Genomic DNA, 14,481 nt, shown 5'->3' with positions numbered 1-14,481 from the left:
CCCTTTCCCTAAGGAGAATCCATGACCTCATCGCCGGCCGACCGGCCGCGCCAGCGCCTGATCGTGGCGATAACCGGCGCGAGCGGCTCCATCTACGGCCTGCGCCTGCTCGAGGTGCTGCGCGACCTGCCCGACTGGGAAAGCCATCTCGTCGTTTCCGAAGCCGGCGTGCTCAATACCATGCACGAACACGGTCTGGGCCGCAAGGATCTCGCGGCGTTGGCCGATGTGGTGTACCACCCCGGCGACGTAGGCGCTGCGATCGCCAGCGGGTCGTTCCTGACGGCCGGCATGGTGATCGCGCCGGCTTCGATGAAAACGCTGGCGGCGGTGGCGCATGCGTATGCGGACAACCTGATCACGCGGGCCGCGGATGTGGTGCTGAAGGAACGGCGGCGGCTGGTGATGCTGACGCGCGAGGCGCCGCTCAATCTCGCGCACTTGCGCAATATGGTCGCGGTAACGGAAATGGGCGCTATCGTTTTCCCGCCGGTGCCCGCATTCTATTCAGGCATCCAGAGCGTGGACGACCTGGTCAACCATACGGTACTGCGCACGCTCGACCTGTTCGGCATCCATTCCGACCGACTCAAGCGATGGAAGGGACTAGGCGGACGGTCCTGAGACTGCCGCAGCACCGCCCCCAAACAACAGCGCAAGCCAAGAACGCCGTCCCCCATCAGCCGGGCAGTACCCCAGGATGCGGCGGATCTGGCTCCGCCAGTCCGCCCGCATCGCCCCCTGGGGGGCGCGCGTAAGCGCGTAGGGGGGTCCTATCAATACGGCAAACCGACGTAGTTCTCCGCCAGCGCCGTCGATGCCGCCTGCGACCCCACCAGATAGGCCAGTTCTGCGTGCTGGATCTTCTGGCCGAACTCGCCGTTCTCAGGGAACTTGTGCATCAGCGAGGTCATCCACCACGAGAAACGCACGGCTTTCCAGACGCGGTTCAGGCAGCGTTCGGAGTAGGTCTCGATGCCTTCCTGGTCGCCGCCATAGTGGCGGATGATGGCGTCGGACAGGTAGCGCACGTCGGAGACGGCCAGGTTCAGGCCCTTGGCGCCCGTCGGAGGGACGATGTGGGCGGCGTCGCCAGCCAGGAAGAGGCGGCCGAACCGCATGGGTTCGGCCACGAAGCTGCGCAGCGGCGCGATGCTTTTCTCGATGGAGGGACCCGTCACCAGCGACGCGGCGGCTTCGTCGTCCAGCCGGCGGCGCAGTTCGTCCCAGAAGCGGTCGTCGGACCAGTTCTCGACCTTGTCGTCGAGCGGGCACTGCACGTAGTAGCGGCTGCGGGTATGCGAACGCATGCTGCAGAGGGCGAAGCCGCGTTCGTGGTTGGAATAGATGAGCTCGTCGGAGACCGGCGGCGTATCGGACAGGATGCCCAGCCAGCCGAACGGATAGATCTTTTCGTAAGTCTTGATGGCCGAGGCCGGCACACTGGCGCGGCTGACGCCATGGAAGCCGTCGCAGCCGGCGATGAAATCGCACTCCACCACGTGCTCCACGCCATCCTTGCGGTACGTGACCTTGGGCCGGTCGGTATCGAAATCGTGCACGCTGACGTCCTGAGCCTCGTAGACCGAGGCGTAGCCGGCGGCTTCGCGCGCGTCCATCAGGTCGTGGGTGACTTCGGTCTGTCCATACACCATGACGGTCTTGCCGCCGGACAGGTTCTTCAGGTCGATGCGATGGCGCTGGCCGTCGAAGCAGAGTTCGATGCCCTCGTGGACCAGCCCTTGTTCATGCATGCGGCGATTGACGCCGAGCTCGTCGAGCAGGTTGACGGTGCCCTGCTCCAGGACGCCGGCGCGGATGCGGCCCAGCACGTATTCCTTGCTGCGCTGCTCGATGATGAGGGTTTCGATGCCCGCGCGGGAAAGGATCTGCCCCAGGAACAGACCGGCCGGCCCGGATCCGATGATTGCGACTTGGACCCTCATGGCGCGTCTCCTTCGAATGTTCTGACTGCTGGGGATGTTACGAGCCGCACACCGAACGGTGAATAGATTTTGAGCACATTTTCATGGATAATCGGAACATTTGCCGCTCCTCGAACGCCAGCCATGAAAAGCAGCGTCCCCACCTATGCCCTCTATGGGGAACACGGCAAGAACCTTGTTCCTGAAAGCCTGCATTGCGAATCCATCCCGCAGCGCAGCCGCTTGTACGATTGGGAGATCAAGCTGCACCGGCATGACCTGTTCGTGCAAATTCTGTACATACGGTCAGGCATCGCCCACATCCAGTTCGAGGACCGCCGCTTCTCGGTCCATGGACCCTGCGCCCTATTCGTCCCGGCCCTGCACGCGCACGGGTTCCGCTTCTCGGAGGACATCGACGGCGCGGTCATCACGATCGTCACCCAGCAGATGGAAAACCTGCTGGCGCACCACGCCGACCTGCTCGCCCATTTCCAGTCGCCCCGCCACGTGCCCCTGGAGCCCGGCGAGGCCTCGTACCGTGCGTTCTCGCAGTCGATCGAGCTGCTGCTGGCCGAGTATGACGAAGCCCACGCCTGGCGCCTGCCGCTGCTCGAATCGCTGCTCGGGACAGTGCTGGTCCTGCTCGCGCGCAAGATCGCCACGCTGGCCCACGTGGAGCCGGGCAAGCGCAGTTCGCGCGGCGTCATGCACCTGCACCGGTTCAAGACCTTGCTCAACCGCAGCTTCCGCGAGCAACGCGGCATTTCCTACTATGCGGAGCGCCTGGGCATCACGCCCACGCAATTGAACCGGATCTGCCGCGACGAACTGGGCCTGTCGGCCTTGGGCGTCATCAACGACCGGCTGCTGACCGAAGCCCGGCGCGACCTCGCCTATTCGTCACTAAGCGTAAAAGAAATCGCCCTCACGCTCGGGTTCTCCGACCCCAGCTACTTCTCGCGCTTCTTCACCAAGCACGCGGGAGCGTCGCCCAGCGACTTCCGCACCATGGTGCGCGACCAGTTCGACCGGGGCCGCACCTCCGCCTTGCCGGGGGCTTGACCGTCTTCGTCTTTCGCCGGTACTTTCAGCAACTTGTAAGCATGCGCGGGCCTGCGGTTCACCGGCCCGCCGCGCCTGCCGCCGTCGGCCGAGTACGCATTCCTGCCCTGCATCGAGGACCTCCCCGTCATGAGCAACGCGTTCCCCGCATCGAACAAGCCCGTGTCCGGAGCCGGCACGCCGGCGGCAGCCCATGCGCCACGGCCCATGCTGGGAACGCTGGACATCATGGCGCTCGTGGTCGGCATCGTCATCGGCGCCGGCATATTCAGCGCCCCCTCGCTGGTGGCCGCGAACGCGGGCAGCCCCGCGTCCATGATGATCGCCTGGGCGCTGGGCGGGCTGATCGCCGTGGCCGGCGCCATGTGCTATGCCGAACTGGCCAGCACCTACCCGCATGCCGGCGGCGACTACCACTACCTGCGCCGGGCCTTCGGCGCACGGCTCGCCTTCCTCTTCGCCTGGGCCCGGCTGACCGTCATCCCCACCGGCTCGATTGCCCTGCTTGGCTACATCTTCGGCGACTACGCCTCGCAGATCGTCAACCTGGGGCCGGCCTCGTCGGCCATCTATGCGGCCGCGGTGATCCTGGTGCTGACGGTGGTGAACATCGCGGGGCTGCGCACCGGCAAGTGGACTCAGAACCTGCTGACGGCGGTCGAAGTCGGCGGCGTGCTGCTCATCATCGCCGTCGGGCTGCTGTTCACGCCCGACGCCCCGGCCGCCGCGCCGCCCGCGCCCGCCACGGCGGCGACGGCCAACTGGGGGCTCGTGCTGATCTTCGTCATGCTGACCTACGGCGGCTGGAACGAGGCCGCCTATATCTCGGCCGAGGCCATGGGCCCCAGCCGCAGCCTGCCTCGCGCCCTGTTCTGGAGCCTGGCGCTGGTCGCGCTACTGTACCTGCTGGTCAACCTCGCCTACCTGAACGTGCTGGGGCAAGCCGGCATGGGCGCTTCGTCGGCCGTCGCGGCCGACATGATGCGCCGCGTGCTGGGCGAACCCGGGGCGCAGTTGATCGCCCTGCTGATCGCCGTCTCGGCGCTTACCTCGGCCAATGCCACCATCCTCATGGGCGCCCGCACCACCTACGCCTTCGGTCGCGACACGCCGGCGTTCGCAGTGCTGGCCAAGTGGCACCCGCAATGGCACACGCCCGTCAACGCCCTGTGGATACAGGCCGCGATCGCGCTCGCCCTGGTGCTGCTGGGCGCATACACCCGCAGCGGCTTCGCCACGATGGTCGAATACACCGCGCCCGTGTTCTGGTTCTTCTTCGTGTTGAGCGGACTCGCGCTGTTCGTGCTGCGGCACAAGGAACCCCAGGCCCACCGCCCCTTCCGCGTGCCGCTTTATCCGCTCACGCCCCTGGTATTCGTTGCCACCAGCGGCTACCTGTTCTATGCCAGCCTGCGGCACACCGGCGTCGGCGCACTGGTTGGCGTGGCGGTGCTGGCCGTTGGCGCCCTGGTCATGCTGATCCGGCCGCGCGACGACGCATCGGCGGCATCCTGACCCGTTCACGATCCGATCCGTCTTTGGGAGAAAGTCCATGAAGCGACGCGATTTCTGCTTGACCGCCCTCGCAGCCGCCACCGCCGCGGCCAGCCCGGCCTGGGCGCAGTCGTATGGCACCGCCAGAGTCATCCACCGTTCGCCGGACGTCATCTTCGTTCCCACCCCGCAAGCCGTGGTGGACGCCATGCTCGAGGTGGCCAAGGTGGGCCCCAACGACGTCCTCTACGACCTCGGCTCCGGCGACGGCCGCATCCCCATCACCGCCGCCAAGCGCTTCGGCACCCGCGGCGTAGGCATAGACCTCGACCCCCGGCGCATCGACGAAGCCAACGCCAATGCCCGCGAACAGCAGGTCACGGACAAGGTCCGCTTCATCCAGGGCGACCTGTTCGAACAGGACCTCACGCCGGCCACCGTGATCACGCTCTACCTGCTGCCCAACCTGAACCTGAAGCTGCGCCCCAAACTCCTCGCGCTCAAGCCCGGCACGCGCATCGTCTCCCATGCCTTCGACATGGGAGACTGGGAACCGCAGGAGCGGCTGACCGTCGATCACAAGCAAATCTTCTTCTGGACCGTACCCGGGAGGTAGGCCCCCAGGGAAGCCCACCCCCTACGCCCTTCGGGCGCCCCCTCAAGGGGGCGATGCGGGTGGACCGGCGGAGCCGGATCCACCGCATCCTGGGTCTAGGACCGCTTTCTGGGGTTGGGGCACTGGTGCTTCGCTGGCTGCCAGGGGTAGCAACGGTACCGCAAACGGAGATAGACCCAGGACGCCGCGTAGCAGCTGGGGGCTCACCATGCCGGGCGCCCGTCAGGGCGTAGAGGGGGGCTTCACCCTCTCTAGGATTTCGCGCCCATAAGCCTCCAGCTTGCGTGCTCCTACGCCGCTGATCTCGCCCAGTTCGGCCAGGGAGCCCGGGCGCGCCAGTGCGATTTCGCGCAAAGTGGCGTCATGGAAGATGACGTAGGCGGGCACGCCATGGCTGCGCGCCACTTCGCCGCGCCAGGCTCGCAGCGCGGTGAACAGCGCCTCGGCTTCGGGCGGCAGGGTCACGGCGGCGCGGGTCCGGGCGCTTTCGCGGGTGCGGGCCGGCTTGGCGGTCTCGCGCCTGAGCATCAAGGTGCGCTCGCCCTTGAGGACGGCACGGCTGCCTTCGGTCAGCGCCAGCGTGCCATAGGCGTCGTGGTCCACGGTCAGCAGGCTTTGCGCGATCAGCTGGCGCAGCACGTTGCGCCAATCCTTGTCGCTGAGATCCGCCCCTACGCCGAAGACGCTCAACTCGTCGTGGCGGTGCTGGACCACCCTTTCGGTGCGCTTGCCGCGCAGGATGTCGATGACGTGGCCGGCGCCGAAACGCTGGCCGCGCTCCTTCCATAGCCGATAGACGGCCGACAGGATTTTCTGCGCCGCCTCGGTGCCGTCCCAGGCTTGGGGCGGCTCCAGGCAGGTATCGCAATTGCCGCAGGCCTGCGAGGCCTCGCCGAAGTACTGCAGCAGCCGCACGCGGCGGCATTCCACGGTCTCGCACAGGCCCAGCATGGCTTCGAGCATTGCGCCCGAACGGCGCTTGTAGGCGTCGTCGCCGGTGGACTCGTCGATCATCCGGCGCTGCTGCACGACGTCCTGCAGGCCGTAGGCCATCCAGGCCGTGGCGGGCAGCCCGTCGCGGCCCGCCCGTCCGGTTTCCTGGTAGTAGCCCTCGACCGACTTGGGCAGGTCCAGGTGGGCCACGAAGCGCACGTCGGGCTTGTCGATACCCATGCCGAAGGCGATTGTCGCGACCATGACCACGCCGTCCTCGCGCAGGAAGCGCGCCTGGTTGGAAGCGCGCGTGGCCGCGTCCAGGCCCGCGTGATACGGCATCGCGTCGATGCCCTGGCCGCACAGGAATTCGGCCGTCTCCTCGACCCGCGCGCGCGACAGGCAATAGACGATGCCGGAATCGCCGGCATGTTCCTGCCTGAGGAACTCCAGCAACTGCCGGCGCGGGTCGTTCTTTTCGACGATGCGATAGCGGATGTTGGGCCGGTCGAAGCTGGAGACGAAATGCCGCGCATCCTGCAACCCCAGCCGCTCGGCGATCTCGTGCCGCGTGGCCTGCGTGGCGGTGGCGGTGAGCGCAATGCGCGGCACCTCGGGCCAGCGTTCGTGCAGCATCGACAGCCCGAGGTATTCCGGCCTGAAGTCGTGGCCCCACTGCGACACGCAGTGGGCTTCGTCGATGGCGAACAGGGCGATGCGGCCGCGTTCGAGCAGCGACAGGCAGCGTTCGGTCAGCAGCCTTTCGGGCGCCACGTAGAGCAGGTCGAGTTCGCCGGCGACAAAAGCGCGCTCGACCTCCCGCACCCGCGTGAAATCCTGGGTGGAGTTCAGGAAGGCGGCCCGCACGCCGAGCTCGGTCAGCGCATCGACCTGGTCCTGCATCAGCGCGATCAGCGGCGAGACCACCACGCCCGTGCCGCTGCGCACCAGCGCGGGCACCTGGTAGCACAGCGACTTGCCCGCGCCCGTCGGCATCAGGACCAGCGCGTCGCCGCCCGCCACCACGTGGTCCACGATGTCCTGCTGGGGGCCACGGAAGTGGTCATAGCCGAAGACCCTGCGCAGTACCTCCAACGCGCGTTCGTCAGCCATGCGCGGCGGCCTTGGCGGCATGCAGGCGGTCCAGCCCCTGGCGCAGGTCGGCGATGAGGTCGGCCGGGTCCTCCAGGCCGATGTGCAGGCGCACCGCGGGCCCCTCGGGTTGCCAGCGCGTGGCGGTGCGGTACGGCGCGGCATGCACCACCGTGATCAGGCTCTCGAAGCCACCCCAGCTCGAGCCGATGCCGAACAGCTTCAGGCCGTTGACGAAACGCGCCAGCGCGGCCTCGTCCACCGGCTTGAGCACCACCGAGAACAGGCCCGAAGCGCCGCGATAATCGCGCTTCCAGATCGCGTGCCCGGGATCGCTTTCCAGCGCGGGATACAGCACCCGCGACACCTCGGGCTGCGCCTGGAGCCAGCGCGCCACTTCCAGCGCATTCTTCTCGTGCTGCTTGAGGCGCACGCCCAGCGTGCGCAAGCCGCGCAGCGCCTGGTAGCAGTCGTCGGGGCTGACGCTGTAGGCGTAGTCGTACACCGTCTGCCGCACCGGTTGCCAATAGCGTTCGTTGGTGGCAACCACGCCTATCATCAGGTCGGAATGGCCGCCTATGTACTTGGTGCCCGCGTGGATCGAGATGTCGACCCCCAGTTCGAACGGCGAGGCGAAATACGGCGTGACCCAGGTATTGTCGGCCAGCACCGGAATGCCGCGCGCATGGGCCGCCGCGGCGATGGCCGGGATGTCCTGCATCTCGAAGGTGAGCGAGCCCGGGGACTCGCAGAACACCGCGCCGGTATTGTCGCGAAGCAAGTCGGCGATGCCTTTGCCGATGAGCGGATCGTAATACTCGACCTCGACCCCCAGCGGCGCCAGCCGGCGATCGCAGAAGCCGCGCGCCGGCGAATAGGCCGAATCGCTTACCAGCAGATGCTGGCCCGGCTTGAGCACGGCCAGCAGGGCCACGATGATGGCCGACAGGCCATTGGGCGTGGCTACCGCCTGATGCGCCCCCTCCAGCCTGGCCACCGCCTCCTCGAAGGCGAACGTGGTAGGCGTGCCATGCCGGCCATAGCTGACCGGCTTCTTGGTCAGGTCGCGCGGAGCCTCGTACGACTCGATCGTGGGGTGGATGACGGTGGAAGTGCGGAAGACGGGCGTATTGACCATGCCGGAATGGGCTTCGGGAGCGCGTCCGGCATGCGCCAGCAAGGTATCGGGCTTGGGCATGGCTGTTCTGGGTCTGTTACGGCGCTGCGCCGGTAACTGGCCATTTTAGCGAAGTTGCTTCCCCGGGGAGACGGGCCTCTCGCGTCCAGGACGAATTGATCCCGGTTCTCTGCGGCGCCGCGATATCTCGCGCATCGACACGGCCGTGTTCAGAGCGAAACGCCGCGATCGGAATCCCCGTCCCGCCGGCGAGCCAATCCGGCGAGGATCTGATCGACGATCTCCTCCGGCGCACGTTCCGCATCCGCCACGATCGCACACCGCGGCACCTCCAGCGCATCGAACTGGCTGCGCGCCAGTCGCGGATCGAAAAAATGTCCCTTGCGGTGCGCCAACCTGCGCATCACCGTGCCATAGGAAACGTCGAGATGGACGAACACCACATCCTCGCCAGGCCTGGCCAGCATCGTCCGATAGCGCCCCCGCAAGGCGGAACAACTGAACACGTGGGTCCTGCCCGTGGCCAGCGACGCCTCGATGGCCGTCCGCATCGAGCGCAGCCACGGCTCACGGTCCGCGTCCTCCAGCGGCACGCCGCGCGCCATTTTCTCGATGTTCGCGGCCGGATGGAAAACATCCGCATCGGAATATCCGCAGCCCAGGCGCTCCGCCAGCAACTGGCCGATGGTCGTCTTGCCGCTGCCGGAAACGCCCATGATCACCACCACCATGCCGGTCTCCCGTCGTAGTCCGTCGAGGCGGCCAGCCCGGCCGAGGCTCGCTCCGGCCGCCCTTCCGCCAGGGTAGCATCGCCGCCCCTTCCGGCAACGCTTCGCAAGAACCATGCCGTCCCGCGCCGCAACGAAGGGCCGGCCGGCAAGCATAAGGTTTGCTCATGGATCGATTGGGCAAGTTGCATTGATCCCCCGGCGCGGCGACACCTACAGTAGGCCAGCGCTGCAACCGCGGCGCGCTTGCCGACAGGAGAGTGCATGCTGCGTTTCGATCCCAACCTGAGATGGATGTTCACCGAGCTCCCGATGCTGGAGCGCTATGGCGCCGCGGCGCGAGCCGGCTTCCGCGGCGTGGAGGTGGCTTTCCCGTACGAATATCCCGCCGCTCAAATCGCGGACCTCCTGGGTGAGCACGGCCTCAGGCTCGTCCAGATCCTGACTCCCTGCGATTGGGAGCGAGGCGAACGCGGCATTGCCGCCCTGCCCGGCCGGGAAGACGAATTCCGGCGCAGCGTGGACACCGCCATTCACTATGCGGTGCAGGTGGGCCGCCCCATGATCCATGCCATGGCAGGCAACCTGCCGCCGGGCGCGGATCCCGCACGGTGCCGCGACGTCTTCCTTGGCAACATCGCCGCCGCGGCCGACGCCATGGCCGCCGAAGGCCTGACGCTGATCCTGGAACCCTGTTGCCGGGTCCGCTTTCCGGACTATTTCTACCACCGCATCGCGGAAGGACTGGATCTGGTAGGGGAATTGGGCCGCGCCAACGTCAAGCTGTGCTTCGACACCTTCCACGTGCAGACCGAAGAGGGCAACCTGACCCAGGCCTTGAAGACGGCCTGGCCTCACATCGGCCACGTGCAGATCGGCAATGTCCCGGGCAGGCACGAACCAGGGCCGGGCGAGATCCACTTCCCCTTCTTCTTCGCGCAGCTGGAGGCCCTGGGCTGGGACGGCTGGATAGGCTGCGAATTCGAGCCTTCGCGCACCACGATGGATTGCCTGGAATGGGGCGCGCCCTACGGTATCCGCGCCCCGGCCTGATCGCCGCCACATCCCCGATTTTCCTTCGCCTGTTACCCACCGTACGATGCTGACCGCCAACGACAACGACCTGCTTACCCGAACCGGGCCCGATCGGCCCATGGGGCAATACTTCCGACGCTATTGGCAACCCGTGGCGCTCTCGCGCGAGCTGGCCGAGCCCGACGGCCCGCCGCTGCGGGTGCAGATCATGGGCGAGCGATTGCTGGCCTTCCGCGACTCCCAAGGCCGGGTCGGCCTGGTGGATCCCGTGTGTCCGCACCGCGGCGCCGACCTGTATTACGGCCGCAATGAAGAGAGCGGCCTGCGCTGTGTTTTCCATGGCTGGAAATTCGGCGTTGACGGGCGCGCCATGGATTTGCCCAACGTCCCGCCCGACTCGAGCTACCACGGCGAGATCTCCATTACCGCCTACCCCACCCGCGAATACGGAGAGATCATCTGGGCCTACCTGGGCCCTCGCGCCGCAGGCGGCCAATTGCCCGACGTGCCGCAACTGGAATTCGGCGCCCTGCCGGCCAGCCACCGCTACGTCACCAAGAAGCGCCAGGAATGCAACTGGGCGCAAGCCATGGAAGGCGCGCTGGACACGTCGCACTTCTCCTTCCTGCACATGCCGGCGCCCGTCATCGCGTCCAACGAGAACCCCGACGCGCCTGCCGACGAAAAGCGCCTGGCCTGGATACGGCGCGATCCCATGCCCAGGTTCAGCATCCTCGAGCACGACGTGGGTTTCGTGGTGGGCGGCGCGCGCCGGGCAGACGGCCGCCAGGTCTACTGGCGCACCACCCAGTTCGCCCTGCCCTCGCACAGCACCACGCCCTCCACCCTGCCCGGCGAAAACTACTTCGGCTACACCTTCGTGCCCATCGACGACCACGCTTGCTGGATCTACACCTATGTCTGGAACCCCGATCGGCCACTGACCGAAGCCGAGGTCTCGCAGCTCAAGAGCGGCCATGGCGTGGTGGCCGAAGTCGGCCCCGACTACATCCCGCTGCGCAACAAGGCCAACGAATACCTGCTCGATCGCCAGGACCAGAAGTACCGGACCTACACGGGTGTGCGCGGCGTGGCGGAGCAGGATGCCATGGTGCAGGAAAGCCAGGGCGCCATCGCCGACCGGACCCGGGAGCACCTCGCCCCTACCGATGCCGCCGTGGTCCGGTTCCGCCGCATCGTCATGACGGGCGCCCGCCGCCTGGCGAAGGGCGAAGAGCCCCAGGCTCCGTGGCGGCACGAAAGCTATCGCCTGCGTTCCGGCAGTTGGGTGGCCGAGGAAGGAACGTCCTTCGAGGAAATCATGCAGGAACGCTTCGGCAGCCCGATCGGACTCGTCGGCAACGAAACACCATAGCGCGCCAGCGGCGCCCCATACGACAACGACTGGAGGAGACATGAAGAACACCCTCGCGCATCGCCTGTGCACCCTGGCCACCGTGGCCATCGCCGCGTGTCTGCAACCGGCCGCGGCCGCCGGCTATCCCGACAAGCCGGTACGCCTGATCGTGCCCTACGCGGCGGGCGGATCGACCGACTCCACCGCCCGGCTGGTCGCCAAAGAACTCGGGCAGCGCCTGGGCCAGGTCTTCGTGGTGGACAATCGCGCGGGTGCCGGCGGATTGATCGGCCAGGAAGCGGTGGCCAAGGCCCCGGCGGACGGCTACACGCTGTTGTTCAGCGCCGCGGGGCCGCTGACGGTGTCGCCCCATGCCTATTCCAAGGTTCCCTACGACCCGCTCAATGCCTTCAGGCCGGTCAAGCTGATCGCGCAGGCGCCGCTGGTCCTGGTAGCCAATCCCAAGACCGGCATCGGCAGCGTGCAAGACCTGGTCGCGGCGGCGCGCAAGAGCCCCGGCAGCATCACCTATGCCTCGTTCGGCGTAGGCAGCGCCGGCCACCTCGCAGGCGAGCTGTTCAAGTCGCTGGCGCAGGTCGATCTGGTGCACGTGCCCTACAAAGGCAGCGCCCCCGGCCTGGTCGACGTGATAGGCGGCCAGGTCAACGTGATGTTCGACGTGGTCGTTTCGGCCCTGCCCCACATCCAGAAGGGCACGCTCAAGCCGCTCGCCATCACCTTGCGCGAGCGTTCGCCCCTCTTGCCCGGCGTACCGACCATGGACGAAGCCGGCGTGCGGGGCTTCGAGGCCGGCACCTGGTTCGGGCTGCTGGGTCCCAGGGGATTGCCCGACGATATCGTCGACCGCCTGTCCGCCGCCCTCAACGACATGCTCGCCACGCCGGAGTTCCAGAAGGAATTGCAGGGCCAGGGCGCGCAGGTGGCAGGAGGCACGCCCGGCACGTTCGACACTTTTTTCCGGGCGGAATACGCCAAGTGGGGCAAGCTGGCGCAGCTGGCGGGCATCCGCGCCGACTGACGCCGCCGCGCAAGGAACGCCGACATGAAGCCACATCGCATCGCGGTCATTCCCGGAGACGGCATCGGCCGCGAAGTCATGCCAGAAGGCGTGCGCGTGCTGCAGGCCGCCGCCGGACGCCACGGCATCGCGCTCCGGTTCGAACACCACGACTGGGGCTGCCACCAGTACGAACGGCTGGGCGGATGGATGCCGCCGGACTGGAAGGAACGCCTGGCCGGCTGCGACGCCATTTACTTCGGCGCCTGCGGTTGGCCGGCCACGGTACCCGACCATGTCTCGCTGTGGGACTCGCTGCTGAAGTTCCGGCGCGAGTTCGACCAGTACGTGAACCTGCGCCCGGTACGGCTGATGCCGGGCGTGGACTGCCCGCTGCGCGGACGCGGGCCGGGCGACATCGACTACTGGATCGTGCGCGAGAACACCGAAGGCGAATACTCCTCGGTGGGCGGCCGGCTGTTCGAGGGTACCGATCGGGAAATCGCCTGCCAGCAGGCCACCTTCACCCGCCACGGGGTGGACCGCGTGCTGCGCTTCGCCTTCGAGCTCGCCCGCCGCCGCCCCCGGCGGTCGATCGCATCGGCCACCAAGTCGAACGGCATCAACATCACCATGCCGTTCTGGGACGAACGCTACGCCGCCATGGCGGCCCGATATCCCGACGTCCGCGCCAGCCAATACCACGTGGATGCGATCACCATCAAGATGGTGCTGGATCCGGGCCGCTTCGACGTAATCGTCGCGTCCAACCTGTTCGGCGACATCCTGTCCGACCTGGGGCCGGCCACCGCCGGGACGATAGGCATCGCGCCGTCGGCCAATCTCGATCCGGAACGCCGGTTTCCCTCGCTGTTCGAACCTGTGCACGGCTCGGCCCCGGATATCCACGGGCTCGGCATTGCCAACCCCATCGCCCAGATCTGGTCGGGCGCCATGCTGCTCGAACACCTGGGCCATGCGCAGGCCGCGCAGGACGTCATGGCCGCGATCGAGACCGTGCTGGCCCATGGTCCCCGCACCCCGGACCTCGGCGGGCAAGCGCGGACGACGGAGGTGGGCGCGGCCGTGTGCCGGGCCCTGGCGGAACAGCCGGTTCAGGCCTGATCGGCCATGAATTCGTGCAGGAACTCCAGGAAGCTGATGGCCGCGGGCGACAGACTGCTGCCGCGCCGGGTAAATACCGATACCTGGCGATAGATGACGGGATCGCGCACCGCGATGCCGGCCAGGCCGAACGACCTGAGCAGCGGCGTGGAATAGGCCGGCAGCGCGGTCAGGCCGTGCCCCCATTGCACCATGCCCAGGGCCGTGGTCAGGTAGGCCACGGAGTGGGCCGGCTCCAGCTTGAGCGCCTCCGACCACGCGGTGAGATCGGCCTGCAGCCGGGCGGTGAAATCCAGCGGCAGGGTGATGAAGGGATATTCCAGGGCCTCGGCCCAGGTGACCTTCTTCCTGCGCACCAGCGGGTGGTCTTGCGGACAAATCAGTTGGATGCGGTCCTGGAACAGTCGTTCCTGGGCCAGCCCGGCCGGCGTGGCACGCTGGGGCGCCACGCCCAGGTCGGCCTCGCCCGCCGCCACCCGCGCCAGTACCTGTTCATTGGGCAGGTCCAGCATGCGCACGGCGATGCCGGGAAAGCGCTCGCCGAACCGCGCCAGGATCTTGGGCATCAGCGCCTGGCCGTACAGCAGCGTGCACGCCACCCGCACGCTCCCGCGCAGGCGCTCGTGCAATTGCAAGGTGCTGTGGACGGCATGGTCCAGGTCTTCGAGCACCTTGACCGCGAGCGGGTAGAACTCGGCGCCGGCCGTGGAAAGCTCGGTGCGGCGGCTGGTGCGATCGAGCAGGCGCACGCCCAGTTCGCTTTCCAGCTCGCGCAGCAGCAGGCTCAATGCCGATTGCGTCACATACAGGCGCTTGGCCGCTTCGGTGAAGCTGCCGGCATTCACCACATTGACGAACGCACGCAACTGCTTGATGGTGAGGTTCATGGCGGCATCAAGGGTACCACCGCAAAGAAAAAACCGGCGCGTCGCCGCGCCGGTTTTCTGCCTGCCGC

13 protein-coding genes are annotated in these 14,481 nt (G+C 67.2%); 8 read left to right on the top strand and 5 right to left on the bottom strand.

Annotation, left to right across the window (positions count from 1 at the left end):
* Positions 1–21: 21 nt before the first annotated feature.
* Positions 22–624, top strand: coding sequence for a UbiX family flavin prenyltransferase (locus tag CDO44_RS06590; RefSeq protein WP_087779516.1), 603 nt, complete (start codon positions 22–24; stop codon positions 622–624).
* Between the two features lie 152 nt (positions 625–776).
* Here the strand turns inward: CDO44_RS06590 and pobA are convergent, their stop codons facing one another.
* Positions 777–1,946 (bottom strand): 4-hydroxybenzoate 3-monooxygenase, encoded by a 1,170-nt coding sequence (gene pobA / locus CDO44_RS06585; protein WP_087779515.1) that lies wholly within the window; start codon positions 1,944–1,946, stop codon positions 777–779.
* A gap of 123 nt (positions 1,947–2,069) precedes the next feature.
* On the opposite strand from pobA, the gene CDO44_RS06580 reads away from it, so the two are divergent.
* The 3 genes from CDO44_RS06580 (at position 2,070) to CDO44_RS06570 (ending at position 5,100) form a co-directional block, all read left to right on the top strand.
* Positions 2,070–2,990, top strand: a complete 921-nt coding sequence (locus tag CDO44_RS06580; RefSeq protein ID WP_087779514.1) for a helix-turn-helix domain-containing protein — start codon at positions 2,070–2,072, stop codon at positions 2,988–2,990.
* A gap of 129 nt (positions 2,991–3,119) precedes the next feature.
* Positions 3,120–4,505, top strand: coding sequence for an APC family permease (locus CDO44_RS06575; RefSeq protein WP_087779513.1), 1,386 nt, complete (start codon positions 3,120–3,122; stop codon positions 4,503–4,505).
* Between the two features lie 37 nt (positions 4,506–4,542).
* Positions 4,543–5,100 carry a cyclopropane-fatty-acyl-phospholipid synthase family protein gene (locus CDO44_RS06570; protein ID WP_087779512.1) on the top strand — a complete coding sequence of 186 codons (558 nt, stop codon included), beginning with the start codon at positions 4,543–4,545 and terminating at the stop codon, positions 5,098–5,100.
* Between the two features lie 222 nt (positions 5,101–5,322).
* Here the strand turns inward: CDO44_RS06570 and recQ are convergent, their stop codons facing one another.
* The 3 genes from recQ to CDO44_RS06555 form a co-directional block, all read right to left on the bottom strand.
* Complete coding sequence (recQ, locus tag CDO44_RS06565; RefSeq protein WP_087779547.1) at positions 5,323–7,146, bottom strand: DNA helicase RecQ; 1,824 nt, start codon at positions 7,144–7,146, stop codon at positions 5,323–5,325.
* Complete coding sequence (metC, locus tag CDO44_RS06560; protein ID WP_087779511.1) at positions 7,139–8,323, bottom strand: cystathionine beta-lyase; 1,185 nt, start codon at positions 8,321–8,323, stop codon at positions 7,139–7,141. The genes recQ and metC overlap by 8 nt, the downstream gene beginning before the upstream one ends.
* 149 nt (positions 8,324–8,472) lie before the next feature.
* Positions 8,473–9,147 (bottom strand): gluconokinase, encoded by a 675-nt coding sequence (locus CDO44_RS06555; RefSeq protein WP_369824542.1) that lies wholly within the window; start codon positions 9,145–9,147, stop codon positions 8,473–8,475.
* 108 nt (positions 9,148–9,255) lie between these two features.
* Between CDO44_RS06555 and CDO44_RS06550 the strand changes: the two genes are divergently transcribed.
* The 4 genes from CDO44_RS06550 to CDO44_RS06535 are packed head-to-tail and all read left to right on the top strand — an operon-like array spanning position 9,256 to position 13,526.
* A complete protein-coding gene (locus CDO44_RS06550; protein WP_087779509.1) occupies positions 9,256–10,044 on the top strand; it encodes a hydroxypyruvate isomerase family protein in 789 nt (262 codons plus the stop codon).
* A gap of 46 nt (positions 10,045–10,090) precedes the next feature.
* On the top strand, positions 10,091–11,401 hold the full coding sequence (locus CDO44_RS06545; RefSeq protein WP_087779508.1) for a Rieske 2Fe-2S domain-containing protein: 1,311 nt from the start codon (positions 10,091–10,093) through the stop codon (positions 11,399–11,401).
* Positions 11,402–11,441: 40 nt separating this feature from the next.
* Positions 11,442–12,422 carry a tripartite tricarboxylate transporter substrate binding protein gene (locus CDO44_RS06540; RefSeq protein WP_087779507.1) on the top strand — a complete coding sequence of 327 codons (981 nt, stop codon included), beginning with the start codon at positions 11,442–11,444 and terminating at the stop codon, positions 12,420–12,422.
* Positions 12,423–12,446: 24 nt separating this feature from the next.
* Positions 12,447–13,526: a tartrate dehydrogenase gene (locus CDO44_RS06535; RefSeq protein ID WP_087779506.1), complete on the top strand. Its 1,080-nt coding sequence runs from the start codon at positions 12,447–12,449 to the stop codon at positions 13,524–13,526.
* Here CDO44_RS06535 and CDO44_RS06530 read toward each other — a convergent pair.
* The gene (locus CDO44_RS06530; RefSeq protein ID WP_087779505.1) at positions 13,517–14,413 is read right to left on the bottom strand and encodes a LysR family transcriptional regulator; all 897 of its coding nucleotides are present in this window, start codon (positions 14,411–14,413) and stop codon (positions 13,517–13,519) included. The genes CDO44_RS06535 and CDO44_RS06530 overlap by 10 nt on opposite strands.
* Positions 14,414–14,481 lie beyond the last annotated feature (68 nt).

Source organism: Pigmentiphaga sp. NML080357, assembly GCF_002188465.1.
Classification (GTDB): Bacteria; Pseudomonadota; Gammaproteobacteria; order Burkholderiales; family Burkholderiaceae_B; genus Pigmentiphaga.
This window is presented reverse-complemented; position numbering and strand designations above follow the sequence as displayed.